This is a genomic window from Corynebacterium uropygiale (genome assembly GCF_021568315.1).
GTDB classification, from domain to species: Bacteria; Actinomycetota; Actinomycetes; order Mycobacteriales; family Mycobacteriaceae; genus Corynebacterium; species Corynebacterium uropygiale.
This window is the reverse complement of sequence record NZ_JAKGSI010000003.1, coordinates 336496-358700: the sequence shown is the minus strand read 5'-3', so window position 1 is coordinate 358700 and position 22205 is coordinate 336496. Positions and strand designations below refer to the sequence as shown.

Annotated in this window: 20 protein-coding genes and 3 tRNA genes; 4 read left to right on the top strand and 19 right to left on the bottom strand. The window is 67.5% G+C overall.

The window, feature by feature from the left end; translation table 11 throughout:
• Window positions 1-83: 83 nt before the first annotated feature.
• The 7 genes from coaD to L1O03_RS07525 are packed head-to-tail and all read right to left on the bottom strand — an operon-like array spanning window position 84 to window position 6733.
• Window positions 84-572, bottom strand: a complete 489-nt coding sequence (coaD, locus tag L1O03_RS07555) for a pantetheine-phosphate adenylyltransferase (protein WP_236119157.1) — start codon at window positions 570-572, stop codon at window positions 84-86.
• Window positions 569-1150, bottom strand: a complete 582-nt coding sequence (gene rsmD, locus L1O03_RS07550) for a 16S rRNA (guanine(966)-N(2))-methyltransferase RsmD (protein ID WP_236119156.1) — start codon at window positions 1148-1150, stop codon at window positions 569-571. The genes coaD and rsmD overlap by 4 nt, the downstream gene beginning before the upstream one ends.
• Entirely contained in the window at window positions 1150-1362 is a 213-nt protein-coding gene (locus L1O03_RS07545; protein ID WP_236119155.1) for an acyl-CoA carboxylase biotin carboxyl carrier protein subunit, read from the bottom strand. Before L1O03_RS07545 ends, rsmD begins: the two co-directional genes overlap by 1 nt.
• Window positions 1363-1380: 18 nt before the next feature.
• Window positions 1381-3519: an ATP-dependent DNA helicase RecG gene (locus L1O03_RS07540; RefSeq protein ID WP_236119154.1), complete on the bottom strand. Its 2139-nt coding sequence runs from the start codon at window positions 3517-3519 to the stop codon at window positions 1381-1383.
• 3 nt (window positions 3520-3522) lie between these two features.
• Window positions 3523-5118, bottom strand: a complete 1596-nt coding sequence (locus L1O03_RS07535) for a DAK2 domain-containing protein (RefSeq protein ID WP_236119153.1) — start codon at window positions 5116-5118, stop codon at window positions 3523-3525.
• Window positions 5115-5780, bottom strand: a complete 666-nt coding sequence (locus L1O03_RS07530) for a uracil-DNA glycosylase (protein WP_236119147.1) — start codon at window positions 5778-5780, stop codon at window positions 5115-5117. The genes L1O03_RS07535 and L1O03_RS07530 overlap by 4 nt, the downstream gene beginning before the upstream one ends.
• A gap of 5 nt (window positions 5781-5785) precedes the next feature.
• Window positions 5786-6733: a thiamine-phosphate kinase gene (locus L1O03_RS07525; protein WP_236119138.1), complete on the bottom strand. Its 948-nt coding sequence runs from the start codon at window positions 6731-6733 to the stop codon at window positions 5786-5788.
• 45 nt (window positions 6734-6778) lie between these two features.
• On the opposite strand from L1O03_RS07525, the gene L1O03_RS07520 reads away from it, so the two are divergent.
• Window positions 6779-7747 carry a DUF3515 domain-containing protein gene (locus tag L1O03_RS07520; RefSeq protein WP_236119136.1) on the top strand — a complete coding sequence of 323 codons (969 nt, stop codon included), beginning with the start codon at window positions 6779-6781 and terminating at the stop codon, window positions 7745-7747.
• A gap of 12 nt (window positions 7748-7759) precedes the next feature.
• On the opposite strand, the gene L1O03_RS07515 is transcribed toward L1O03_RS07520, so the two are convergent.
• Both L1O03_RS07515 and L1O03_RS07510 read right to left on the bottom strand, forming a co-directional pair.
• Window positions 7760-8878 carry a D-alanine--D-alanine ligase family protein gene (locus L1O03_RS07515; protein WP_236119134.1) on the bottom strand — a complete coding sequence of 373 codons (1119 nt, stop codon included), beginning with the start codon at window positions 8876-8878 and terminating at the stop codon, window positions 7760-7762.
• A 24-nt stretch (window positions 8879-8902) separates the two neighbouring features.
• Window positions 8903-9901: an NAD(P)H-dependent glycerol-3-phosphate dehydrogenase gene (locus L1O03_RS07510; protein WP_236119132.1), complete on the bottom strand. Its 999-nt coding sequence runs from the start codon at window positions 9899-9901 to the stop codon at window positions 8903-8905.
• Window positions 9902-9995: 94 nt separating this feature from the next.
• On the opposite strand from L1O03_RS07510, the gene L1O03_RS07505 reads away from it, so the two are divergent.
• Complete coding sequence (locus L1O03_RS07505) at window positions 9996-11000, top strand: NUDIX hydrolase (protein WP_236119124.1); 1005 nt, start codon at window positions 9996-9998, stop codon at window positions 10998-11000.
• Window positions 11001-11087: 87 nt separating this feature from the next.
• Here the strand turns inward: L1O03_RS07505 and leuD are convergent, their stop codons facing one another.
• Window positions 11088-11681 carry a 3-isopropylmalate dehydratase small subunit gene (gene leuD, locus L1O03_RS07500; protein ID WP_236119116.1) on the bottom strand — a complete coding sequence of 198 codons (594 nt, stop codon included), beginning with the start codon at window positions 11679-11681 and terminating at the stop codon, window positions 11088-11090.
• A 24-nt stretch (window positions 11682-11705) separates the two neighbouring features.
• The gene (gene leuC, locus L1O03_RS07495; protein WP_236119210.1) at window positions 11706-13166 is read right to left on the bottom strand and encodes a 3-isopropylmalate dehydratase large subunit; all 1461 of its coding nucleotides are present in this window, start codon (window positions 13164-13166) and stop codon (window positions 11706-11708) included.
• An 84-nt stretch (window positions 13167-13250) separates the two neighbouring features.
• On the opposite strand from leuC, the gene L1O03_RS07490 reads away from it, so the two are divergent.
• Window positions 13251-13967: an IclR family transcriptional regulator gene (locus L1O03_RS07490; protein WP_236119114.1), complete on the top strand. Its 717-nt coding sequence runs from the start codon at window positions 13251-13253 to the stop codon at window positions 13965-13967.
• A 562-nt stretch (window positions 13968-14529) separates the two neighbouring features.
• Here the strand turns inward: L1O03_RS07490 and L1O03_RS07485 are convergent.
• The 4 genes from L1O03_RS07485 to gltX form a co-directional block, all read right to left on the bottom strand.
• A tRNA-Glu gene (locus L1O03_RS07485) sits at window positions 14530-14602 on the bottom strand.
• Window positions 14603-14804: 202 nt separating this feature from the next.
• Window positions 14805-14877, bottom strand: a tRNA-Glu gene (locus L1O03_RS07480).
• A gap of 23 nt (window positions 14878-14900) precedes the next feature.
• Window positions 14901-14972 (bottom strand) — tRNA-Gln (locus L1O03_RS07475).
• A gap of 167 nt (window positions 14973-15139) precedes the next feature.
• Window positions 15140-16633: a glutamate--tRNA ligase gene (gene gltX, locus L1O03_RS07470; RefSeq protein WP_236119112.1), complete on the bottom strand. Its 1494-nt coding sequence runs from the start codon at window positions 16631-16633 to the stop codon at window positions 15140-15142.
• A 29-nt stretch (window positions 16634-16662) separates the two neighbouring features.
• Between gltX and L1O03_RS07465 the strand changes: the two genes are divergently transcribed.
• Window positions 16663-17778, top strand: a complete 1116-nt coding sequence (locus L1O03_RS07465) for an isochorismate synthase (protein ID WP_236119104.1) — start codon at window positions 16663-16665, stop codon at window positions 17776-17778.
• Here L1O03_RS07465 and L1O03_RS07460 read toward each other — a convergent pair.
• The 4 genes from L1O03_RS07460 to L1O03_RS07445 are packed head-to-tail and all read right to left on the bottom strand — an operon-like array spanning window position 17775 to window position 22175.
• Complete coding sequence (locus tag L1O03_RS07460; RefSeq protein ID WP_236119096.1) at window positions 17775-18581, bottom strand: fumarylacetoacetate hydrolase family protein; 807 nt, start codon at window positions 18579-18581, stop codon at window positions 17775-17777. The genes L1O03_RS07465 and L1O03_RS07460 overlap by 4 nt on opposite strands.
• 21 nt (window positions 18582-18602) lie before the next feature.
• Window positions 18603-19253 carry an exonuclease domain-containing protein gene (locus L1O03_RS07455; protein WP_420830315.1) on the bottom strand — a complete coding sequence of 217 codons (651 nt, stop codon included), beginning with the start codon at window positions 19251-19253 and terminating at the stop codon, window positions 18603-18605.
• Between the two features lie 22 nt (window positions 19254-19275).
• Complete coding sequence (locus L1O03_RS07450; RefSeq protein ID WP_236119094.1) at window positions 19276-21132, bottom strand: DUF294 nucleotidyltransferase-like domain-containing protein; 1857 nt, start codon at window positions 21130-21132, stop codon at window positions 19276-19278.
• Window positions 21133-21155: 23 nt separating this feature from the next.
• Window positions 21156-22175, bottom strand: coding sequence for a 3-isopropylmalate dehydrogenase (locus L1O03_RS07445; protein WP_236119092.1), 1020 nt, complete (start codon window positions 22173-22175; stop codon window positions 21156-21158).
• Window positions 22176-22205 lie beyond the last annotated feature (30 nt).

The following is a 22205-nucleotide window of genomic DNA, read 5'->3' as shown; positions in this document are numbered from 1 at the left end:
CGCGGGCCCTCGCGGCGCCCGCGCAACGCAGAGCCCAGGGCTCGGTGACGGGATTTTTCGGTAACGCTCCCCGCCGCCGGGCCTTAATCTGTGCCCTGGGTGCCCCACTTCCGCTCGATCGCGGCGGCCACGCCCGGGGGCACGAGATCCGCAATCGCTCCGCCATAGCGGGCCACCTCCTTGAGGAGGGTCGAGGAGATATAGCCCCACTGCGGAGAGGTGAAGAAGAAGAGCGTGTCAATGCCGGAGAGCCGGCGATTCATCTGCGCCATGGGGAGCTCGTATTCGTAGTCCAGGGAGCTGCGCAGGCCCTTGACAATCGCGTCCACGCCGTGGCTGCTCGTGTAGTCAACGAGCAGGCTGGACCACCACTCCACGCTCACCGAGGGCCAGGGGGCGACGGCCTCGCGGATGAGCTCCACCCGTTCCTCGAGGGTGAACAATCCGCTGGTTTTCTGGGGATTCCCCGTCACGAGCACGACGACCTCATCGAACTGCTGCGCCGCGCGCTCGATGATGTCGAGGTGCCCATTCGTGATCGGGTCAAAACTCCCCGGGCAGACGACCTTCATTCCTTCTCCTCCCGGTGGAAGAACGCCATGTCCATGCGCGCGATCCCATAGGTCCGCTTCTTCAGCTTCTGGTTGGTGGGCTCATAGCCCTCAGGCCACTCGGGCTCGCGTGAGTCCACGTGACGCTCGATGACCACCATGGCCTCGTCAGCAAGGAGCGGCTCGAGCGCCCGGAGGATCTCCTCCACCGTCTCCGTGCTGAGATCATAGGGAGGGTCGGCCAGGACCAGGTCGAAGTGCCGCCGAGGCGCGGTGGCCACATAGCTCGACGCCTGCTGCTCGACGACCGTCGCCCCCGGAAGGCCCACCTTCTCCACGTTCGAGCGGATGACGGCCAGCGCCTGGCGCTGGTTCTCCACCAGAACCACCTCCTGGGCGCCGCGGCTCAGCGCCTCGAGCCCGAGGGCCCCGGTGCCGGCGAAGAGGTCGAGGACCGTGCGCCCCTCGAATCCGAAGCGCACCTGGAGGGAGGAGAAGAGCCCCTCCTTGGCGCGATCGGAGGTCGGGCGCGTTCCCTCCGGCGGCACTTTGAGCTTGCGGCCGCGGGCGATGCCGGAAATGATCCTCGGCTGGGACATCAGTGCTCCTCCACGATGAGTAAGAGATCTCCGCCGGACACATCGGCGAAGTCAGGGTGCTGAAACGTCGTTGCTGTGCCCGGCCCCGGGGAATACACGGGGGCCTCCAGCTTGACCGCCTCCACGATAGCGAGCACGTCACCAGTGTCCACCGCCTGGCCCGGCTGCACCTGGTAGTGCACGATTCCCGCGAAGGGGGCGCAAATATTCATACCCGTAGGGTATCGCACCTAGCTTTTGTCGAGATAGCCATAGTCGACGTCGTCCAACTGCCCCGCCAGCCGGGCAGCAGCCGCCGGATCGGCGCGTACGAAGGCGGCGGCGTCCTCGTGGGCGCGGGCGATGAGGTCGCCGTCGTCGACAACACTGATGAGCTTGAGCGAGCGGGTGTGCCCAGACTGCCGGGTGCCCAGCACGTCCCCCTCCTCGCGGTGGCTGAGGTCCTCCTCAGCGAGACGGAAACCGTCCGTGGTGGATTGCACAGCCACGAGCCGCTCGTGGGCGGGTGTGCCCACCTCCGCGCTGGTGAGGAGGAGGCAGAGCGAATCCTCGCTGCCCCGCCCCACGCGGCCGCGCAGCTGGTGCAACTGGCTGATACCGAAGTTCTCTGCCTCCCGGATGACCATCATGGTGGCGTTGGGGACGTCGACGCCCACCTCGATGACGGTGGTCGCGACGAGGATATCCGCCTCCCCCTTGCTGAAGCGGGCCATCGCGGCGTCTTTCTCCTCCCCGCTCATCCGGCCGTGGAGGAGCTCCACGCGAAGATCCGCGAAGGCGCCGCCGGGGGCCGTGACCTGCGAGTAATAGTCCAGCACCCCGCCCTCGTTCTCGATGCGCGGGCACACGATATATACCTGGTGGCCCCGCTGCACCTCCTCGCGGATGCGCTCATCCACGCGTGCCATCCACACCTGGCGCTCGACGGGGACCACTGTCGTCTGGATCGGGCGCCGCCCGCCCGGCAGCTCCCACAGCACCGAGACGCTGAGATCCCCGAACACCGTCATGGCGATCGTGCGGGGGATGGGGGTGGCCGTCATGACGAGCTGATGCGGCACCAGCCCGTCCCTGCCCTGGGTGCGCAGCTGGTCCCGCTGTTCCACGCCGAATCGGTGCTGCTCATCGACCACGACGAGCCCCACGTCGAAGAACTCCACCGAGTCCTGAATGAGCGCGTGCGTGCCCACCACAATGTCCGCCTGGCCGCTCATGATGGCCAGCAGCGCCTCGCGCTTCGCCGCCGTCCCCATCGAGCCGGAGAGCGTCACCACGCTCGTCCCCAACCCGGCGCGCCCAATGAGGCCCATGAGAGAGCGGGCGTGCTGCGCGGCGAGGACCTCGGTGGGCGCGAGCAACGCGCATTGCCGCCCGGAGTCCACCACCTGGAGCATGGCGAGGAGCGCCACGACGGTCTTCCCGGATCCCACGTCCCCCTGGAGGAGGCGGGACATGGGCGTGTCCCGGGAAAGGTCGGCCATGATCTCCGCGCAGACGGCGCGCTGCCCCTCGGTGAGCTCGAAGGGGAGATGGGATTGGAGAGTCTCGACGGAGGAGTCCGCGCCGGGGGCCGCACCCGGGCAGGCCGGGGCAGGGCGACGTTCGTGGTCGGCGCGCCGGACGGCCATGACGAGGGCGAGGCCCAGCGCCTCGTTGTACTTCAGCCGCTCGCGGGCGGCGCGGGGGCCTTCGGGCCCGGGCTCGTGGATGCCGCGGAGGGCGTCGTCGAGGCCTGGGAGGTCGCTGGGTGGCGGGTTGAGGGGCTCGGGGATGGGTGGGAGTCCCTCGAGGACGTGGTGGATGGCGGCCAAGATCCGCCAGGAGGCGAGGCGGGCGGTGGCCGGGTAGATGGGCAGGTAGTCGCGCTCGAGCAGGGTGGTGTCGAGGGAGTGCCCGGGGTAGGCGGCCATCGCCTTGAGGATCCCGGTGCCCTCCCCGCCGTGGGCGGCGGAACCGGGCCCGGGGGCGATGACAAAGAAGTTCGGCTGGGTGAGCTGCGGCGCGTCGCGGAAGAAGGAGAGCTTGCCGGTGAGCATGACCTGGGTGCCGTCGGTAAGGAGGCGGGCCGCGTAGGGAGAGTGGAAGAACGTCACGGCGATGCTCTCCGCGCCGTTGCGCACGCGGAGGGTGAGCCGGCTCTTCTTCCCGGCGTGGACGACGCGCGCGTGGCTGACCTCGCCAAGGAAGCTGATGGTGTCCCCCTCCTGGGCGGCGGCGAGGCTCGTCATGTCCCCGTGGCGGCTGTAGCTGCGCGGATAGTATTCCAGTAGCTCGCTGACGGTGCTGAGCCCGAGATGCTGGGTAAGCGCGCGGGCTTCCTTCTCCGGGAGAACCTCGCCGAGGGCCCGCTCGTCCTGCCATCCCAGCATGAGCTATTCCACCCCCACTTCTGCCGTGCAGGCGAGCCCCCGGGCGGGGTAGACCATGATCTCCACGTCCTCGGGGAGAGCGTGGCGCGCGCGGAGGGCGTCCTCGGTGCAGACGTCGGCGAGGTCGGCGTCGAGGAGGATGGTGAGCTGCTCGCAGCGCCCGCCCTCCGAGAGCGTGAGCACCGCGCGAGCGATGACCTCCACGAGGTCCTCCCCCGTGGCCACCGTTTCCGGCCCCCAGTGGGCGATGTACTCCCCCGCCGCCACAGATCCTTCGGTGGTGAACGTCGCCTGCGTTGCGGTCTCGACGACGGCCGTCCGCATCGCGTTGGCGGCCTCCGTCATGTTGAAGGTGGCGACACCGAGCGGGGCATCAGCATCATGCACAGCAAGGGCCGCGATGCCATCGGCGAGGTGCCGCGTGGGAATGAGCGTGATGGCTTGGGAGAAGGCGTGACCAGCCTTTTCCACCGAGATGAGCTCACGGCGGCTGAGCAGCCCGTTGGGGAGCAGAATCACTTCGGCGGCCCCGGCGCGACGGACGGTCGCGATGATGTCGCTCACCACGGTCTCCGAGGGCTCGATGACGCTCACCCCCGCCGAGGTGTAGAGGTCGCCGATCGTCCCGGGCTGCGCGAGCGCGACGATGAGCCTTCCCGGTGCGTGGACGTGCGCGGCGGGAAGGACCTCCAGGCGGAGGTTGCTCACCGCGCCGTGGCGGTAGCAGCACTCGATGACCTCCCCCGCGCGGGTGCTATGGATGTGGATGGTGGCGGGGGCGTCCTCGCCGTGGATGCTCGACTTCCCGATGATGAGCGAGTTCCCCATCGGCCGCAGCTCCGCTTCCAGCGCCTCGAGGTTCGCGTGCTCGATGCTCAGCATGACCTCGATCTCCGCGGAGGGGCCCACGGCCTCGGCCGCCGGGGGCTCGGGGGCCGACGGGATACTGGGCGCCGCCCCGGCGGAGGCTGCTCCGCTGACTTCGTCAAGGAGGGTTTCGAGCAGGATGAGAAGCCCCGATCCCCCGGCGTCGACGACGCCCGCGTGGCGGAGAGCGGGGAGCTGGCTCGGTGTCGCGGCGAGGGCCTGGCGGGCCGCCGCGACGACGCGCCGGAGGGTGGTGAGCAGGCCGTGCTTGTCCTCCGTCGATTCCCTCGCCGCGATAGCGGCCGCCCGCAACACCGTAATGACCGTCCCCTCGACGGGCTCGGCGATGGCGCTATCCACGAGCTTCACCGCCGTGGCGAGGCACTCTGTGACCGTCTGCGCGTCGACCGGCCCCTGGCTCGCCGTGTGGGCGACGGCCCTCAGGATCTGGGAGAGGACGAGGCCAGAATTGCCCCGCGCTCCGCGCACCGCCCCCTGGGCGAGGGCGCGCGCTGAGGCCGCAAGGTCCTCCGGCTCCTCCGGCAGAGCGGCCACCGCGGAGTCGATGGTGTGGGCCATATTCGAGCCGGTATCTGAATCCGGCACGGGAAAAACGTTGAGGGAGTTGATCTCCGCGCGCCGGGCGTTGAGCTCATCACGGGCACGCGCCATCCACTGATGGAGGACCGCCGCGTTGAGGGCGTTGAGAGAGGATGAGGCCGACGCTGTCATAGGCGCCAGTCCACGGGTTGAGCGCCCTGATCCCGGAGGATGGCATTGGCCCGGCTAAAGGGGCGCGAGCCGAAGAATCCCCGGTGGGCGGAGAGGGGTGAGGGGTGGGGCGAGCACACGCACGGTGTATTGCCGAGGAAGGCTTGGGTGGACTGGGCGTCGCGCCCCCAGAGGATGGCCACGAGCGGGGCGTCCCGCTCCGCGAGGGCACGGATGGCGCACTCGGTGACGCCCTCCCAGCCGCGGTTGCGATGGCTACCAGCTTTCCGCGGCTGGACGCTGAGCACCCGGTTAAAGAGTGCCACCCCCTGACGAGACCACGGCGTGAGGTCACCATCCTGGGGCTCGGGGATCCCGAGGTCATCAGAGAGCTCGCGGAAGATGTTCACGAGGCTCTTCGGCAGCGGCCGCACCCCCGGCTGCGTGGAAAAGCTGAGCCCCATGGCGTGGCCCGGCGTCGGGTAGGGATCCTGGCCAACGATGAGCACTTTCACCTCATCAAAGGGGTATTCGAAGGCTTTGAGCACGTCGTGGCCAGCCGGAAGGAAGCCACGCCCGGCGCGCTGTTCCTCGCGGAGGAAGTCACCGAGGCGGTGGATCGTCTCCTCCACCGGGGCGAGCACCGGACGCCAACTGGGGTGAACAGGCAATTCTTGAGTCATGACACTTAAAAACTTACCCAGCCTCCGCGATGGGCGGGGCTCTGCCCCCCGATGGTGATGTCCTCCGGCCCCTTATGGACGGAGCCGATGGTGCGGAAGCCGCTGGGCACGTCGGTGGCCGTGGTGGCGATGAGGGTGTGGTCCTCCCCGCCGCAGAGCACCCACTCCCAGGGGTCGGCGTCGAGGAGCGCCGCGGCCTCCTCCATGAGCGCGGAGGGGCGGATGGCCTCGGGGTCGAGGTCAATGCGCACGTGGGAGCGCTGCGCCATGAGGCCGAGGTCCGCGGTGAGCCCGTCGGAGTTGTCGGTCATGGCCGTGGCCCCGGTGGAGCGGGCCACCATCCCCCGCCCAGGCACGAGGCTGGGCGTGCGATGCGCCGCGACGAGCGGAGCGAACTCCCGGGGGAAGTCCGTGCCATAGCGCTCGAGCAGCGCCAACCCGGCCGCGCTGTGCCCGATCTCCCCGCTCGCGACGACCTTCTGCCCCGGCCGGGCGCGGTCGATGGTGAGCTCCGGGAGGTTGCCGCCCAGGGAGCCCAGCGCCGTCACCGAGAGCACAAGGTGATCGCCGGAGGTGAGGTCCCCGCCCACGAGCTCCGCCGAGAAATCCGCCACGCGCAAGGCAATCCCCCGCGCGATTCCGCGGAGCACCGAGACGGGGGTACTCGGCGGGGCGGAGAGGGCGAGAAGCGCTGCCGTCGGGCGCGCCCCCATGGCCTGGATGTCCGCGAAGTTCTGGACGATCGCCTTGTGCCCGATCTGCTCCGGGGTGGACCAATCCATCCGGAAGTGGCGTCCCTCGACGAGCATGTCCGTCGTGACCACCACCCTCGAGTTCGGCGAGGCGTGGCCGAGCACCGCCGCGTCATCGCCATTGTGCCGTGAGGGCGAGACCTTCTGGATCTCCTCGATCGCGCGATGCTCACCGATATCGCCAATCGTCAGTTCTGTCATGAGGCCTCCTCGGGCGTGATGGTCACGGTGGATACACTGACAATCATGCATGCTGAGTCGTCCTCACCATTTAACCGCACGCTCACGCTCATTTCTCTGAGCTTGGCGATTCTTTTCGTCATCGGCGTGCTCATCAGCGGACGCATGGTGTTTCAGCACGCAAGCCAACAACCCATCGGGATGTCCGCTCTCCCCGCCCCCGACGCCCAAACCCCGGAGTGCACGCAGCTCCTCGATTCCCTCCCCTCGACGCTCGACGGCCACCGCCGCGCCGAGCTCGTCGACCCGGCCCCCGAGGGGGCCGCAGCATGGGGAGAGTTCGGGCAACGCGCCATCAGCCTGCGCTGCGGGGTGACCCCGCCCGCCCAGTTCACGGCCCTCTCCGACCTCCAGGAGATCGACGGAACCGACTGGCTCCTCGTGGGCGATGCCACCCCCGGCTCCCAGATGAAGACCTTCTATGCGCTCAACCGGGCTGTCGTCGTCGCGCTCACCTATGACCAAGGTGGGGCCGATACTCCCCCCGAGGAGATCACGAGCCTCCTGGCGGACATGCCCACGACGACGCGCTCGCCCCAGCCTGCTCCCCTCGCCTCCCTTCCCCGCGCCGCGGGCTCCGCGGCCTCCTGCCGCGCGCTGCTCGCCCACCTGCCGGAGACGCTCGGCACGGACGGCGTCTACACCCGGGAGGAGCTCAAGGAATCGGGGCACACAGACACCGGTCTTCACCCCGAGAGCGACGCCGTGTGGACCGCCCCCGGCCTGGAACCTGTCGTCCTGCGCTGCGGGACCGAGCTCCCCGCGAGCTACCAGCCGGGCGTGGAGCTGCACCAGGTCAATGACATCCCCTGGTTCGAGGACACCGAGCTCGCCCCCGGAAGCACGGCCTCCACATGGTATGCCCTGGGGCGCGACGCCACGGTGGCTGTGAGCATGCCGCAGGAGGCGGCGGCGAGCGTCTCCGTCGACCTCGGCGCGGCGATCTCCCAGCACACGAAGAAGACGAGCGACTAAACACTCGCCCGCTTAGCCTCGCAGCGTGGTGTCCTCCACGTGCTCCTCATTCTTCGGCTCTGCGGCCTGGCGGATGAGGATGCTGAGAAGCTCCGCGTAGTCAATGCCCGTCGCGCCGAAGACCTGCGGATACATGGAGATGGGCGTGAAGCCCGGCATGGTGTTCACCTCGTTGAGGATGGGGCCCTCAGCGGTGAGGAAGAAGTCCACCCGGGCGAGCCCCCGCGCGTTCATCGCGGTGAAGGCGGTCTCAGCGAGCTGGCGAAGGCGGGTTGTCGTCTCCTCGTCATAGGGGGCGGGGATGGATGCGGAGACGACGTCGTCGAGGTACTTCGTCTCAAATCCGTAGAAGCCCTCCTCGGAGGAGTTTGTGCCATTGAGCTTGGCGGGCACGCTGCTGAGGATGCGGCCATCGGGGAACTCCAGCACCCCCACTTCCACCTCGTCCCCGATGAGTTCGGCCTCCACGAGGACCTTCGGGTCCTGCAGAGCGGCTTGAGTGATGGCCTCGCTGAGCTCATCCCAGGCCTCCACCTTGGACACCCCAATGGACGAACCCCCGCGGGCCGGCTTCACGAACACCGGGAGGCCAAGATACTCGCGCTCCTCCGCGGTGAGCTCCGTGCGCCCGCACACGACGATGTCGCGGGTCACCGGGATGCCCGCCTCACGCATGATCTTCTTTGTGTACTCCTTGTCCATCCCGCAGGCGGAGGCCAAAACACCCGGACCCACGTAGGGCAGCCCGGAGAGCTCGAAGAAGCCCTGGATGGTCCCGTCCTCCCCGAAGGGCCCGTGCAGCACGGGGAACGCGACGTCCACCTGCGCGTAGAGCGAGCCGTCCTCGACGAAACGCAGCTCCCCGCGGCGCTCAGGGTTCACGGAGAGATAGATCTCCGGGGCAGAATCATCCACGCTCGGCAGCACCCGATCCACCGTCCGGAGCTTCTCCGGGTCTTTCTCCCCCGTCACCCACCGGCCTGCGGCGGTGATGCCCACGGGGATGACCTCGAAGGCCTCGGCATCGAGGTGGGCCATGATCGCGCCGGCGGACACACACGAGACGTTGTGCTCGGAACTGCGGCCGCCGTAGATCACGGCAACCCTCGTACGCGTGGTGCTGCTACTCATGGCTAGAAAGTGTACAGGTGCGGATTATTCCGCCTTCTTTGACCGCCCCATGAGCGCCCGCACCATGTCACCGACGTCCATGCCGTGATGACAGACCGCGAAAACCGCCTGGGTAATCGGCATATCGACGCCATGATGCTGGGCCAGCTCATAGATCGAGGCCGAGGACACTACGCCCTCCGCCACCTGCCCGTGCGTGGCCTCGGCGGCCTCCTCCACCGTGGCGCCCTGCCCCAGGCGAGCGCCAAAGGTCCGGTTGCGAGAAAGCGTCGAGGAACACGTCGCCACGAGGTCACCGAGCCCCGCCAAGCCCGCAAAGGTGCGCGGCTCGGCGCCCAGCGCCACCCCGAGACGGGTGATCTCCGCCAAGCCTCGGGTGATGAGCGTGGCCGAGGTGTTGTTCCCCAAACCCCGCCCCGAGGCCACACCGCAGGCCAGCGCGATGACATTCTTGCAAGCCCCGCCGATCTCGCAACCGACGACGTCCGTGTTCGTGTAGGGGCGGACATAGGGTGTGGCGCAGGCGCTCTGGACGGTCCGGGCGCGATCCTCATCGACGCAGGCGATCACCGTGGCCGCGGGCTGTTCCTCGGCGATCTCCCGGGCGAGGTTCGGCCCCGAGAGCACCGCGATCCTCTCGGCGGGGGCGCCCGTCACGTCGGCGATGACCTCGCTCATGCGCAGGAAGGTGCTTTTTTCCACGCCCTTGGAGATGCTGAGCAGGGTGGCGTCGTCGGGAATATCCTCCCGCCACCGGGCGAGGTTCTCCCGCATGGTTTGGGAGGGGACAGCCGGAACGATGATGTCCGCGCCCCGCAGGGCCTGGGCGGCGTCGGAGGTCCCCCTGAGCTGCTCGGGGAGGGTGATGCCGGGGAGGTAGTCGGGGTTCGCGTGCTGCTCCTCGATGGTGGCTGCCAGCTCGGGGCGCCGGGCCCACAGAGTCACCCTGTTGCCCGCATCCGCGAAGACTTTCGCCAGCGTTGTCCCCCAGGATCCGGCCCCCATGATGGCGACGTTGTGCATCGATACTCCTCCATTCCCAGACGTCAAGAACTCGCTGACATGCATCTTACGGCCAGATTCGCACCTGCACAGCGCGTGCGAGACAATAACAGGTATGTCGAAACGCCCGCACGAATATGACAAGGACCGTGCAGGGGACCTTGATGTCACCGGAAGGCACCAAAGCATCCCCGTGCGGCCGCGCAAGGAGTTCTCTCGAACGACGCTCGCTGCCGGGGCCGTGCTCTGGCGCGGCGATCTTGATGATCCCGAGAGCGTCGAGGTCGCGGTCATTCACCGACCCCACTACGACGACTGGTCCCTCCCCAAGGGCAAGGTTGACGCCGGTGAGAATCTCGTCGCCACCGCCGCGCGCGAAATTCGTGAGGAGACGGGGTACGACATTCGCCTGGGGAAGCTCCTCGGCCGCGTGCACTATCCCGTAGGCCAGCGCACCAAGGTGGTCTACTACTGGACGGCCAAGGTGATCGGAGGGGAATTCACCCCCAACAATGAGGTCGATGAGCTGCGCTGGCTGCCCCCCGCACAAGCCCGGGAGCTGCTCAGCTACGACATCGACGCGGGGGTGCTCGACAAGGCGGAGAAGCGTTTCACCCTCCCCGCGACAAGCCGCATCCTCTACGTCCGCCACGCCCACGCCTTCCAGCGGCGCAACTGGGCGGGGGATGACAACCTGCGCCCCCTCGACAAGAAGGGGCAGCGTCAAGCCCAGGCGCTCGTCTCCCTGCTGGCCTTCTACCGTCCTCATCGGCTCTATTCCGCCGAGCCCCAGCGCTGCCAGCTCACCGCCGATCCCCTGGCGATGGCCCTGGGCAAGGACGTGACCGTGGACCCCATCTACGGCGACCAGGCCTGGCTCCACTCCATGACCGACGCCCAGCAGGCGATGACTGAGCTCATCGACGCCGGCGGCACGTCCGTCGTCGTGAGCCAGGGGCTCATCATCCCCGACATGATCGCCTGGCTGACCAACCAGGGCCGCCTCCCCCTCCCCGAGCGCTCCATCAAGGCGAAGAAGGGTTCCACCTGGGTCTTGAGCTTCCACCACGGGGATCTCACCGGGGCTGATTACCTCCCGAGCCCCCTGCCAGTGAAGTAACCGCGCACCCTCGGCTTCGATTCACCCCGCCGCCTGCCCTGTGGGAATCGTGGCGGCGGGGTGTCGTGTGCGCAGGGCGGGATGGATCTAGGGCTGGATGACCGGCTTGAAGGAGGGGCGGGAGGCCTCATAGGCCTCGATGTCCTTCTCGCGGCGCAGGGTGAGCCCTATATCGTCGAGCCCCTCCATGAGGCGCCACTGGGTGTAATCGTCGATCTCGAAGCGGTAGATGTTCTCCCCCGCCTGCGCCGTCCGCTCGCCGAGGTTCACCGTGATCTCCAGCCCGGGCTCTTGCTCCAGCTGTTTCCACAGCAGCTCGATGTCGGACTGCTCCATGATCGCCGCGAGGAGCCCCGCTTTGCCGGCGTTGCCTCGGAAGATGTCGGCGAAGCGGGAGGAAAAGACCACCCGGAAGCCGTAGTCCATGAGCGCCCACACGGCGTGCTCACGGGACGAGCCCGTACCGAAGTCCGGCCCCGCCACGAGCACAGAGCCATTGCGGTAGGACGGCTGGTTGAGCACGAAGTCCGGATCGTTCTTCCGCCAGTTCGAAAAGAGACCATCATCGAAGCCGGTGCGGCTCACCCGCTTGAGGTAGACGGCCGGGATGATCTGGTCCGTATCGACATTCGATCGCATGAGCGGAACGCCGACACCAGTGTGAATAGTGAACTTCTCCATGATTCCTTCTCCTCCGATTCGCTCTTAGCTGACCGCCGCGGCCGCTTCGCTGGGCTGGGGATCAAGGTCGGCGGGGCTCGCGAGGTGCCCGGCCACTGCCGTCGCCGCGGCCACCGCCGGGGAGACGAGGTGGGTGCGCCCGCCCGGCCCCTGGCGCCCCTCAAAGTTGCGGTTCGACGTCGACGCCGAACGCTCGCCGGGGGCCAGCTGGTCGGGGTTCATTCCCAGGCACATCGAGCAGCCGGCGGTGCGCCACTCCGCGCCGAATGCGGTGAAGATGGCGTCGAGCCCCTCCTCCTCCGCCTGCTCCTTCACCATCGTCGACGAGGGCACGACCATCATCCGCGTGTTCTTCGCGATCGTGCGCCCCTTAACGACGGCAGCCGCGGCGCGAAGATCCTCGATCCGCGCGTTCGTGCAGGAGCCAAGGAAGACGGTGTCAATAGCGATCTCCCGCAGGGGCGTGCCCGGGGTGAGATCCATGTAGCGCAGGGCCTTCTCGGCGGCGGCCTTGTCATTGTCGTTGGTGAAGGACTCGGGATCAGGAACCTCGGAGTCCAGGGGCAGACCTTGACCGGGGTTAGTACCCCACGTGACGAAGGGGCTGAGTGAGGATCCGTCGATATGGACCACCGTGTCGAACTCGGCGCCCTCATCGGTAGCGAGCGTGCGCCAGTACTCCACGGCCCTGTCCCACTCCTCGCCCTTCGGGGCGAACTCGCGCCCTTTGAGGTACTCGAAGGTCGTGTCGTCGGGGGCGATCATGCCGGCGCGGGCGCCGGCCTCGATGGACATGTTGCAGATGGTCATGCGCGCTTCCATGCTGAGCTTGCGGATCGCCTCGCCGCGGTACTCAATGATGTGCCCCTGGCCGCCGCCGGTACCGATCTTCGCGATGATCGCGAGGATGAGGTCCTTGGCGCTCACCCCCTCGGGCAGCTCGCCGCTCACCTCGATGGCCATGGTCTTGAAGGGCTTGAGGGAGAGCGTCTGCGTCGCCATGACGTGCTCCACCTCGGAGGTGCCGATGCCCATCGCGATCGACCCGAAGGCGCCGTGGGTGGAGGTGTGCGAGTCACCGCAGACGATGGTCATCCCCGGCTGCGTGGCCCCGAGCTGCGGCCCCACGGTGTGCACGATGCCCTGCTTCACATCCCCCATCGGGTGCAGGCGCACGCCGAACTCTTCGCAGTTCTTGCGCAGCGTCTCCACCTGGGTCCGGGAGGTGGGGTCACCGATCTCCAGGAGGTTCCCCCGCACGATGCCCTCTGTGGGCACGTTGTGATCTTCGGTAGCCAGGTGCAGCTCCGGGTGACGCATGCGGCGCCCCGCCAGCCGGAGGCCGTCGAAGGCCTGCGGGGAGGTCACCTCATGGAGCAACTGCAAGTCAATGTAGATAAGATCGGGTTCGCCGTTCTCCCCATGAACGACGACGTGGTCCCGCCACACTTTTTCGGCCAAGGTCAGTTTCTTCTCACCGGCCATGGGTTGAGTCACCTCTTTCTCGCTGAGTGCACGCCCTCGGGCTGGAGGGTGGATTCTCAATATATGGAATGTTAATATCGTGGTATGGGACAGTATAGCGTAACCGCCAGCTCCGGAATCAAAGTGCTCGACCGAGCCGTCGCCATCATGACTGCTGTTGCTGCGCAACCTCGCTCACTCGCTGAACTCTGCGAAGCCACCGAACTTCCCCGCGCCACCGCGCACCGCCTCGCCACCGCGCTGGAAACGCACCGCCTCCTCGCCCGCACGTCCGACGGACGCTGGTCGGTGGGCCCCGCGCTCTCGAGTTTGAGTATCGGCGGCAAGGATCAACTCATCGACGCCGCCACCCCGATCATGGCCTCCCTCATGGCCACCACCAACGAGTCCGTGCAGCTCTACCAACTCACGGGCACCACCCGGACGTGCATTGCCTCCCAGGAGCCGCCGGTCGGCCTCCACAATACGGTCCCCGTCGGCGCCCGTATGGCGCTCACCGCGGGCTCCGCTGCGAAGATCTTCCTCGCCTATTCCTCCCCAGGACTGCGGCACACCATCCTCCCCCACGCCGTCTTCACCGAAAAGGACCTCGAAGACGTCCGGGCGCGCGGCTGGTCCGAGTCCGTCTCCGAGCGCGAAATCGGCCTGGCCAGCCTCTCCGCCCCCGTCTTCGAGGGCAACGGCCTCTTCGTCGCGGTCCTTTCCATCTCCGGCCCGGCCGACCGCCTTCGCCCACACCCCGGGGAGAAGTGGGGCACGCAGCTCCTCGCTGCCGCCACGGAGCTCTCCAACGCGCTCTAAGTTCCACCCCCTGTGGGTGCCGACGCGCACCCGCCGCCCACACAGCATGACGCCCGCCTGGGGCTTGCGGTCTCCCAGGCGGGCGAATTCTTTGCTGTCATCGCGCCTTCACTCTCGTCCCGATCGTGGCGAAGGCGGAGGTTTCTTCCCTACGGAAGCGGGCGCAGTGTTCGTCCTAGCTGAGCGCCTATGCTTCTCGTAGCGTCCGCGTGACCCTGAGGGGGACTAAAGGCCACTGTGCACGAGTATGACGGTCGTGATGCAGCTCATCTGACGCTGAGCGATCATCATGTGGTAGTCAAGCTCCTGCTTCTCGCGAGAATTGCGGGGTGGAAGTCTGGATTATGGCAATGCCGCTTGTGCTACAACTGCCGATCGCTGCGGTCAGGGTTCAGAGTGTGACGTTCTGCCATACACTCCCCTTTCCGTTGTGGTGATAGTTCCTTGGGGGCGGGGCCGCTAGCGTGCCTCGCTGCCCCTGAGTGTACTCCGCCATAGCCTCGCGGGAGGGTGGGATATATCACAAAAGCCCGGCCTTTCCGAAGAAAGACCGGGCTGGTAGTACCCCGTACGGGATTTGAACCCGTGTTACCGGCGTGAGAGGCCGGCGTCCTAGGCCGCTAGACGAACGGGGCCGAAGCGGAACAAGACAGAAGATTAAACGACACGTGCGTTATTCACCAAATCCCCAGGTAGAAACGTGTTTTTTCAGCTTCAACCCCAAGGCTCCACACACGCGCTCGCCCGCCCCCTGACGCACGCTTCCCTTCTCCCGCAGCCGTCCCATGTCAGCACAGAGAAAAGCCCGGCCTTTCCGAAGAAAGACCGGGCTGGTAGTACCCCGTACGGGATTTGAACCCGTGTTACCGGCGTGAGAGGCCGGCGTCCTAGGCCGCTAGACGAACGGGGCGGATCGGTCAGAATAAACCGAAGCTGGCCTACCAGGACTCGAACCTAGAATGACGGTACCAGAAACCGTTGTGTTGCCAATTACACCATAGGCCATCGTTGCGATCTGGGGAGCAGGTCATCCCTGCGCCGTGCAACGGGGATTAATATAACCACAATCCCCGTAGCTCCACAAATCGCCTGGTAGGGGCACATTTTAGCGCTCGCCACAGTGCCCCTCTTTGCCCCGTTCCCGACCCCACATCGGAGCCACAAATCGAGGACTAGGCTCCGTTCTGCTGCGCGGAGGCCCACGGGGTCTGGCTCCGGGCGGCCTTCAGTCGGGCGAGGGTGGACTCCCGGCCCAGCAGCTCCATGGACTCAAAGAGCGGCGGGGAGACAGCAGCGCCCGTGACACCAACACGCAGCGCCCCATAGGCCTTCCGAGGCTTCAGGCCCAGCTTCTCGATGAGGGCGCCGCTCAGCGCCTTCTCGATCTCCTCCGTGGTCCACTCGGACACGCCCTCCAGCGCCGCGATCCCCTCGTCGAGAGCCTGCACGGCGTCCTCCTTGAGGTTCTTGCGCGCGGACTTCTCGTCAAGGGTGAGGTCCTCATCCTTGGTGACGAGGAAGGAGAGGAGCCCGTAGGCGTCGCCGAGAGTCTTGATCCGGGTCTGCACGAGCTGCGCGGCGATCGCGAACTTCTCGGCCGGGTAGTCCTCCGGGAAATCCGTGAACTCCGTGAGGTAGTCGCGCAGGCGGCGCTCGAACTCCTCCGGGGAGAGGCGGCGGATGTGGTCGGCGTTGATCGCTTCGAGCTTCTTCTGGTCGAACCGGGCAGGATTGCCGAGGACATCGGAGACGTCGAAGTGCTCGACGAACTCCTCCACGCTGAAGATGTCCTGGTCCTTGCTCAACGACCAGCCGAGCAGAGCCAGGTAGTTGATCATGCCCTCGGGGATGATGCCGGCGTCCCGGTGGTTGAAGAGGTTCGACTGCGGATCGCGCTTGGAGAGCTTCTTGTTGCCCTCGCCCATGACGAAGGGCAGGTGGCCGAAGGTCGGAATCGTCTCGGCCACCCCGATGCGGATGAGCGCCTCATAGAGTGCCAGCTGGCGCGGGGTGGAGGACAGCAGGTCCTCGCCGCGCAGCACGTGGGTGATGCCCATGAGGGCGTCGTCGACGGGGTTGACGAGCGTGTACAGCGGCTGACCATTGGAACGCGCCACCACATAATCCGGCTGCGTCGAGGGAGCGAACTCCATGTCCCCACGCACGAGGTCATGCCACGCCCACGTCTTCTCTGGCATGCGCAGGCGCCACACCGGCTTGCGGCCCTCGGCCTCGAAGGCGGCGATCTGCTCCTCGGTGAGATCGCGATCAAAATTGTCATAGCCCAGCTTGGGGTCTCGGCCGGCGGCGCGGTGCCGCTCCTCCACCTCCTGCGCCGTCGAGTAGGCCGGGTAGACCTCGCCCGCGTCGATGAGCTTTTTCAGCACATCCTGGTAGATCTTCCCGCGGAGGCTCTGCCGGTACGGCTCATGCGGCCCGCCCTTCACGACGCCCTCATCCCAGTCCAAGCCCAGCCAGGTCAGGGAATCAATGATGGCCTGGTAGGACTCCTCCGAATCCCGCGCGGCATCCGTATCTTCGATGCGGAAGATGAGCTTTCCGCCAGTGTGCCGGGCCTGCGCCCAATTGAACAGGGCCGTGCGGACCATGCCCACGTGGGGTGTTCCGGTGGGGGAAGGACAAAAGCGAACACGTACGTCAGTCATGATGGCTATGGTAGCTAGAATGGTTCCACATGTGTTCACGCCCTACCACTGCCCCTGATTTTCTGCTCTCCCGCGTGGACGGATCGGTGCGAACCCAGGGCTCAATCGACCAGTTCTCCGACCCCGAGGAGGCGGTCTCTGCCCTCCGCGGCGGGAAGGTCGAGATGGTGGTCGGCGCGCTGCCCTTCCTTCGCAGCGATCCGGCGGCGCTCACCGTGCCCCGCCACATCATTCGGGAAAGCGGGCCGCTCGAGCCGCACTCCTACTACCGCATGGGGCCGGGATCCCAGCTTCATGCCCAGGTGTCCGGGCTCGACCCCCGACCGGAGGAGCACGTGGAAAGGATCCGCTCCGCCGTCGCGACGATCCAGCGCACCCGCCTGGAGAAGGTCGTCCTCGCCCGCGCGGTGGATATCGCTTTCGACCCGCCGGTGGACCCCCTCCTCGTGGCGGCGCGGCTCATCGATCACTCCACCCACCGGGATGGATTCATCGCCGACCTCTCCCCCGCCGGCGGCCGCTTCGAGGGCTCCATGCTGGTCGGGGCCTCCCCCGAGGTCCTCATCCGGCGCCAGGGCACCCGCGTGAGCGCCTATCCCCTCGCCGGCTCCGCCCCGCGGCACCCGGACCGGGACCGCGATGCCCTCGTCTGCCACCAGCTTCAGACCTCCGCCAAGGACCTGGGGGAACATGCTTTCGTCGTCGAGCACATGCGGCAGGCCTTGAGCCCCCTGTGCGAGGACCTGCGCATCCCCCGCCACCCGGAGCTCATGAAGACGAGCGAGATGTGGCACCTCGCCACCCCCATCGAGGGCACGCTGCGCGATTCGCGGACGACGGCGCTGGAGCTCGCGCTCGCCGTGCACCCGACGCCGGCAATCTGCGGCACGCCGACGGAGGCCGCAGAAGAGATCATCCGCACAGCAGAAACCGCCCGCGGCTTCTATGCCGGGGCGGTGGGCTGGTGCGATGCCCAGGGGGATGGGCAGTACATGGTCGCGATCCGGTGCGCGGAGGTCTACCGCGGCGGGCACGCGGCCCGGGCGTGGGCTGGCGGCGGGATCGTCGCGGACTCGGACCCGCAGGCCGAGTTCGAGGAGACGAGCGCCAAGCTTCGCACCATCATGACCGCGCTGGGGCTCTAGGCCCGGGCGACGGGGTTGCGCAGCCGGCCGAGACCCGGGATCTCCACCTCGATGACGTCGCCGGGGACCATCTCCTCGGTGCCCGCCGGGGAGCCGGTGCAGATGACATCGCCCGGGAGGAGGGTCATGGAAGCGGTAATGAACTCGATGATCTCGCCGATGCTCATGATCATCTGCTGGGAGTTGGAATCCTGCTTGATCTGCGTGGAGCCCTCGTGGGTGAGGTGGGCCTTGATGGGTAGGTCCTCTACGTCGATGGCATCGAGGTCCGTCTCGATCCACGGGCCCAGCGGGCAGAACGTGTCAATGCCCTTGGCGCGCGCCCACTGCCCATCGGAGAACTGCAGGTCCCGGGAGGAGACATCGTTGACGATGGTGTAACCGCGCACCACCTGGCGCCACTGATCCGCCGCGACGTTCTTGCACGGCCGGCCAATCACGAGGGCGAGCTCTCCCTCGAACTCGACGTTCGTCGCGAAGTCCGGAATGCGGATGGGCTGCTCCGGCCCGATGACGGCCGTCGGGGGCTTAATGAAGAGGGTCGGTGGCAGGGATTCCGCGGACTTCTTGAAGACCTCCGCGACGTGATCCGCATAATTGCGACCGATGGCAACGATCTTGCTCGGCAGCATGGGGGCCAGGACCCGCACCTCAGAGAGCGGCCACTCTTTGCCTGTAAAGGCCGGCTCGGTGAACGGGGTTCCCTCGATCTGACGGGCGGTGAGCTGGGCGGGGTCCTCCCCCTCCCCCTCGATAACGCAGAAGCACATTCCCTCAGGGGTGGCGATTCGTCCATAACGCATGGTGGGTATCCTAGCCTGCCCTTAAGTGCCGGAGTGAGGCAGGTCGCCTAATGTCTCTCCCGTCGCCGCGCGTCTCACCGTCTGCGCAAGGTAGAGCTCCGCGCAGCCGAGGGCGTCGTGGAGAGCGTGGTGCCCGGGGTAGCGCGGGAGGCTGTAGCGCTCGCGCGCCCGCGGAAGGCGCAGGTCCTCCCCGCGGGGGTAGGTTCCCATCCGTTCCATGTGACGCCGCTCGAGGACAAAGGTATCGACGATCGGCAGGCGCACCGTCTGCCGGTAGTGCCGCCGACACGCGGCGCGGAGGAAGCCCTCCTCCACCGGGGCAAAGTGCGCGAGGAGAACCCTGCCGCGCAGCGCGTGGAGCAGCTGCTCGATCGCCTCCGACTCCGGAATGCCGGCGGCGAGGTCCTCGTCGGTGAGCTGATGGATGATCGCGGAGGAACCCACGGACACCCCCGGGGTCCCGGACACCACGTGATACCCCGCCCTGGAGAGGTCGATGCTGCGGCCGTTGACGGGCACCCAGGCGATGGACACGATCGAGTGGCGCGCCGGGCGCAGACCCGTGGTCTCCATATCCACGGCAAGCAGCGGCAGCTCCGCCAGCGGCGTGCGGGGCGAGGGCCACTCCGAGCCGGCGAGGGGGCCTGGGCGGGGGCGTCGTCGAAGAAACATGGTGCTCCTGGCGGCTCGGGCGCTAGATGGTGCGGATCGGATAGGCGGTGGCCAAGGAGGCCTGGATCTTCTTGATGACGTGGAAGGCGTCACGGAGATGCTCGCGATCCATCGCGCTGAGGTGGGCGGGGTCGATGTGATAGTCGGGGCGCGTGCCCGCGCGCATCTGCTCGGCCTGGTGGCGAAGGCTCAGCGAGCCGAGGACGTCGAAGGCATCGGTAAGGTGACGCGCCCCATCACCGGAGAGCGCGCCCCGGCTGGCGGATTCCGCGAGGCGGGTTCGGGTGTCGACGGCAAGAACCCCGCTGCTCAGCGCGTAGAGCCGGGCCAATTGGACGATGGCCGCCAGCCCTCCCTTCTTCACGTCGAGCGTGTGGGCATACTCCCCCGAGCGATCCAGCACGAAGCCGCGGAAGAATCCCAGCGGGGGCTCTCGACGCGCAGCCAGCGCGGCGAGGTGGGCGTGCAGGCGCGAGGAGACCTGGGCGTGGGCGGCCGTGTCGGCGCGGAGCTCCTCGGCAAGGTGTGCGCTTCCGCCCAGGAATCGGAGGTCAAAGAAGACCTGGGTGCTGAGCAGGGCGTCGGGGGTCGGGGCGGTCATCCACGTGTGGAAGGTCCGCGTCCACTCTCGGAGCGTCATCCGCCAGCGGGGGTTGCTCGCCATCATGTCCCCGGGGCAGGTGACTTGGCCGGCATCGTCGAGACCGCGGCAGACAATCTCCGCGAGAGCCTCGAAGTAGGGGCCGTGCTCCTCGGGGCGGTAGGCGTCGTCGAGAATGAGGGCATTGTCCTGGTCGGAGGCCAGGCCCATCTCCGATCGCCCCTGGGAGCCCACGGCAATGAAGGCATAGGGCACGGGTGGCGGGCCGAGCCGCTCCTCGGCGAGGGTGAGGAGCCGACGGGCGATCGCGCCGGCCACTGTCGTGAGGATCTGGGCCACGTCCGCGGGCGTGGAGCCGCGCTCGATGAAGCTGAGCGCCAGGCGGGAGGCATCGTGATAAGCGCCGCGGAGATCTTCGAGGCTGCGTTGGGAGAGATCGGCGGTGAGGTAAATGGGGTCCTGGTGGAGAAGCCTCATGACGTCCGCCGAGCTAATGAGGCCGAGGGTGGCGTCGCCGTCCAGGACGGGCAGATGATGGATGTGGCGCTCGGCCATGAGAAGCATGGCCTCGAAGGCGGGCGTCTCGGGGCTGATGCTGTGGAGATCGGCGGTCATGATGTTACGGACCGGGCGTTCCGGGCTCATCCCCCTCGCGAGGACGCGTCCCCGCAGGTCACGGTCGGTGAGTATCCCGCACAGCCGGTTCCCCTCGCCGAGGATGAGCAGCGAGGAGACGTCGTGATCCGTCATGAGGCGGGCGGCCTCGCGGATGGGCGTGGCCTCGGCACAGGAGAGCGCCGGCCCCTGGATGAGGGAGCGCACCGGGGTGTGGAGGAACTCCTCGGCGGGGCCACGGCGAAGCTGCTCGGCTTCGGCGGCGATGCGCCGGGTTTGGGAGGAGAAGAAGCGCTCGACGGCGGGGAGCTCCGAGGCCACCTCCAGGACGAGCCGCCCCGGCAGCGCCATGAGCAGGCTGTCCTCCACGGTGAGTGCACGGTAGCGAAACTCGGGATCGCCGAAGAGGGAGGAGTAGCCGACGGTGCGCCCCGCCTCCCGGCGGTCCAGGAGGACGCCCTCGGGATCGAGGACGTCGACGGCGCCCGAGCGGATGATGAACAGGGTCTCCCCCGGCTGGCCCTGCTCCAAGAGGACCTCGCCCCGGGGGTGATAGGTCACCGTCACCGCGCGGGCGAGGGCGCTCAGGGTGTCCGCGTCGGCACGGCTGAAGGGCTCGACCTCCGCGAGGAAGTCACGCACGGCCTCGATTTCCACGTTCATAGAGGCCATAGTGTACGTGCTTTTTAGGAGGCAAGTGCCCGCGCGATGCGGTCTCCCACCTCGGTGGTGCGCAGCGTCTCCTCCCCGCGGGCGGCCACGTCGCGGGCCACGGCCTCCTCGATGCGGGAGGCGTTGGCCTCATCGCCGAGGTGGCGAAGCAGCAGGGCCGCGGAGAGGATGGCGGCGGTGGGGTCGGCGATCCCCTTCCCCGCGATGTCCGGCGCGGAGCCGTGGACGGGCTCGAACATAGAGGGGTTCGTGCCCGAGGCGTCGATGTTTCCGCTTGCCGCGAGGCCAATACCGCCCGTCACCGCGCCGGCGAGGTCGGTGAGGATGTCGCCGAAGAGGTTGTCCGTGACGATGACGTCATAGCGCCCCGGGTCGGTGACCATGTAGATGGTCGCGGCGTCGATGTGGTTGTACTCCACCGTGACGTCCGGGTACTCCTGCGCCACCTCGTCGACCGTCCGCTGCCACAGACCGCCCGCGTTGACCAGCACGTTCGTCTTGTGGACGAGAGTGAGGTGACGACGACGCGCCTGGGCGCGCTCAAAGGCGTCGCGAACAACGCGCTCGACGCCGAAGCGGGTGTTCTGCGAGACCTCGCTGGCAACCTCGTGCGGGGTGCCCACCCGCAGACCACCACCATTACCGGCGTAGAGCCCCTCGGTGCCCTCGCGGACGACGACGAAGTCGATCTCCCCGGGGTTGGCCAGCGGCGAGGTGGCCGTCGGGTAGAGCTTCGCCGGGCGCAGGTTGACGTGGTGATCGAGGGCGAAACGCAGTTTCAGCAGCAGCCCGCGCTCGAGGATTCCCGGGGGAACCTTGCCCGGGGCGCCCACGGCGCCGAGCAGGATCGCGTCATGCTCGCGGAGTGCGGCAAGGTCCTCATCCGTGAGGATCTCCCCCGTCGCGAGGTAGCGCTCCGCGCCGAGGTCGAACTGCGTCTCCTCGACGTCGTCCTTCACCGCGTGGAGGACCTTGAGCGCCTCCGCCGTGACCTCGGGTCCGATGCCGTCGCCGCCAATCACTGCAAGTTTCATATTACGGGATCACCTTCTCATCAGATGGAC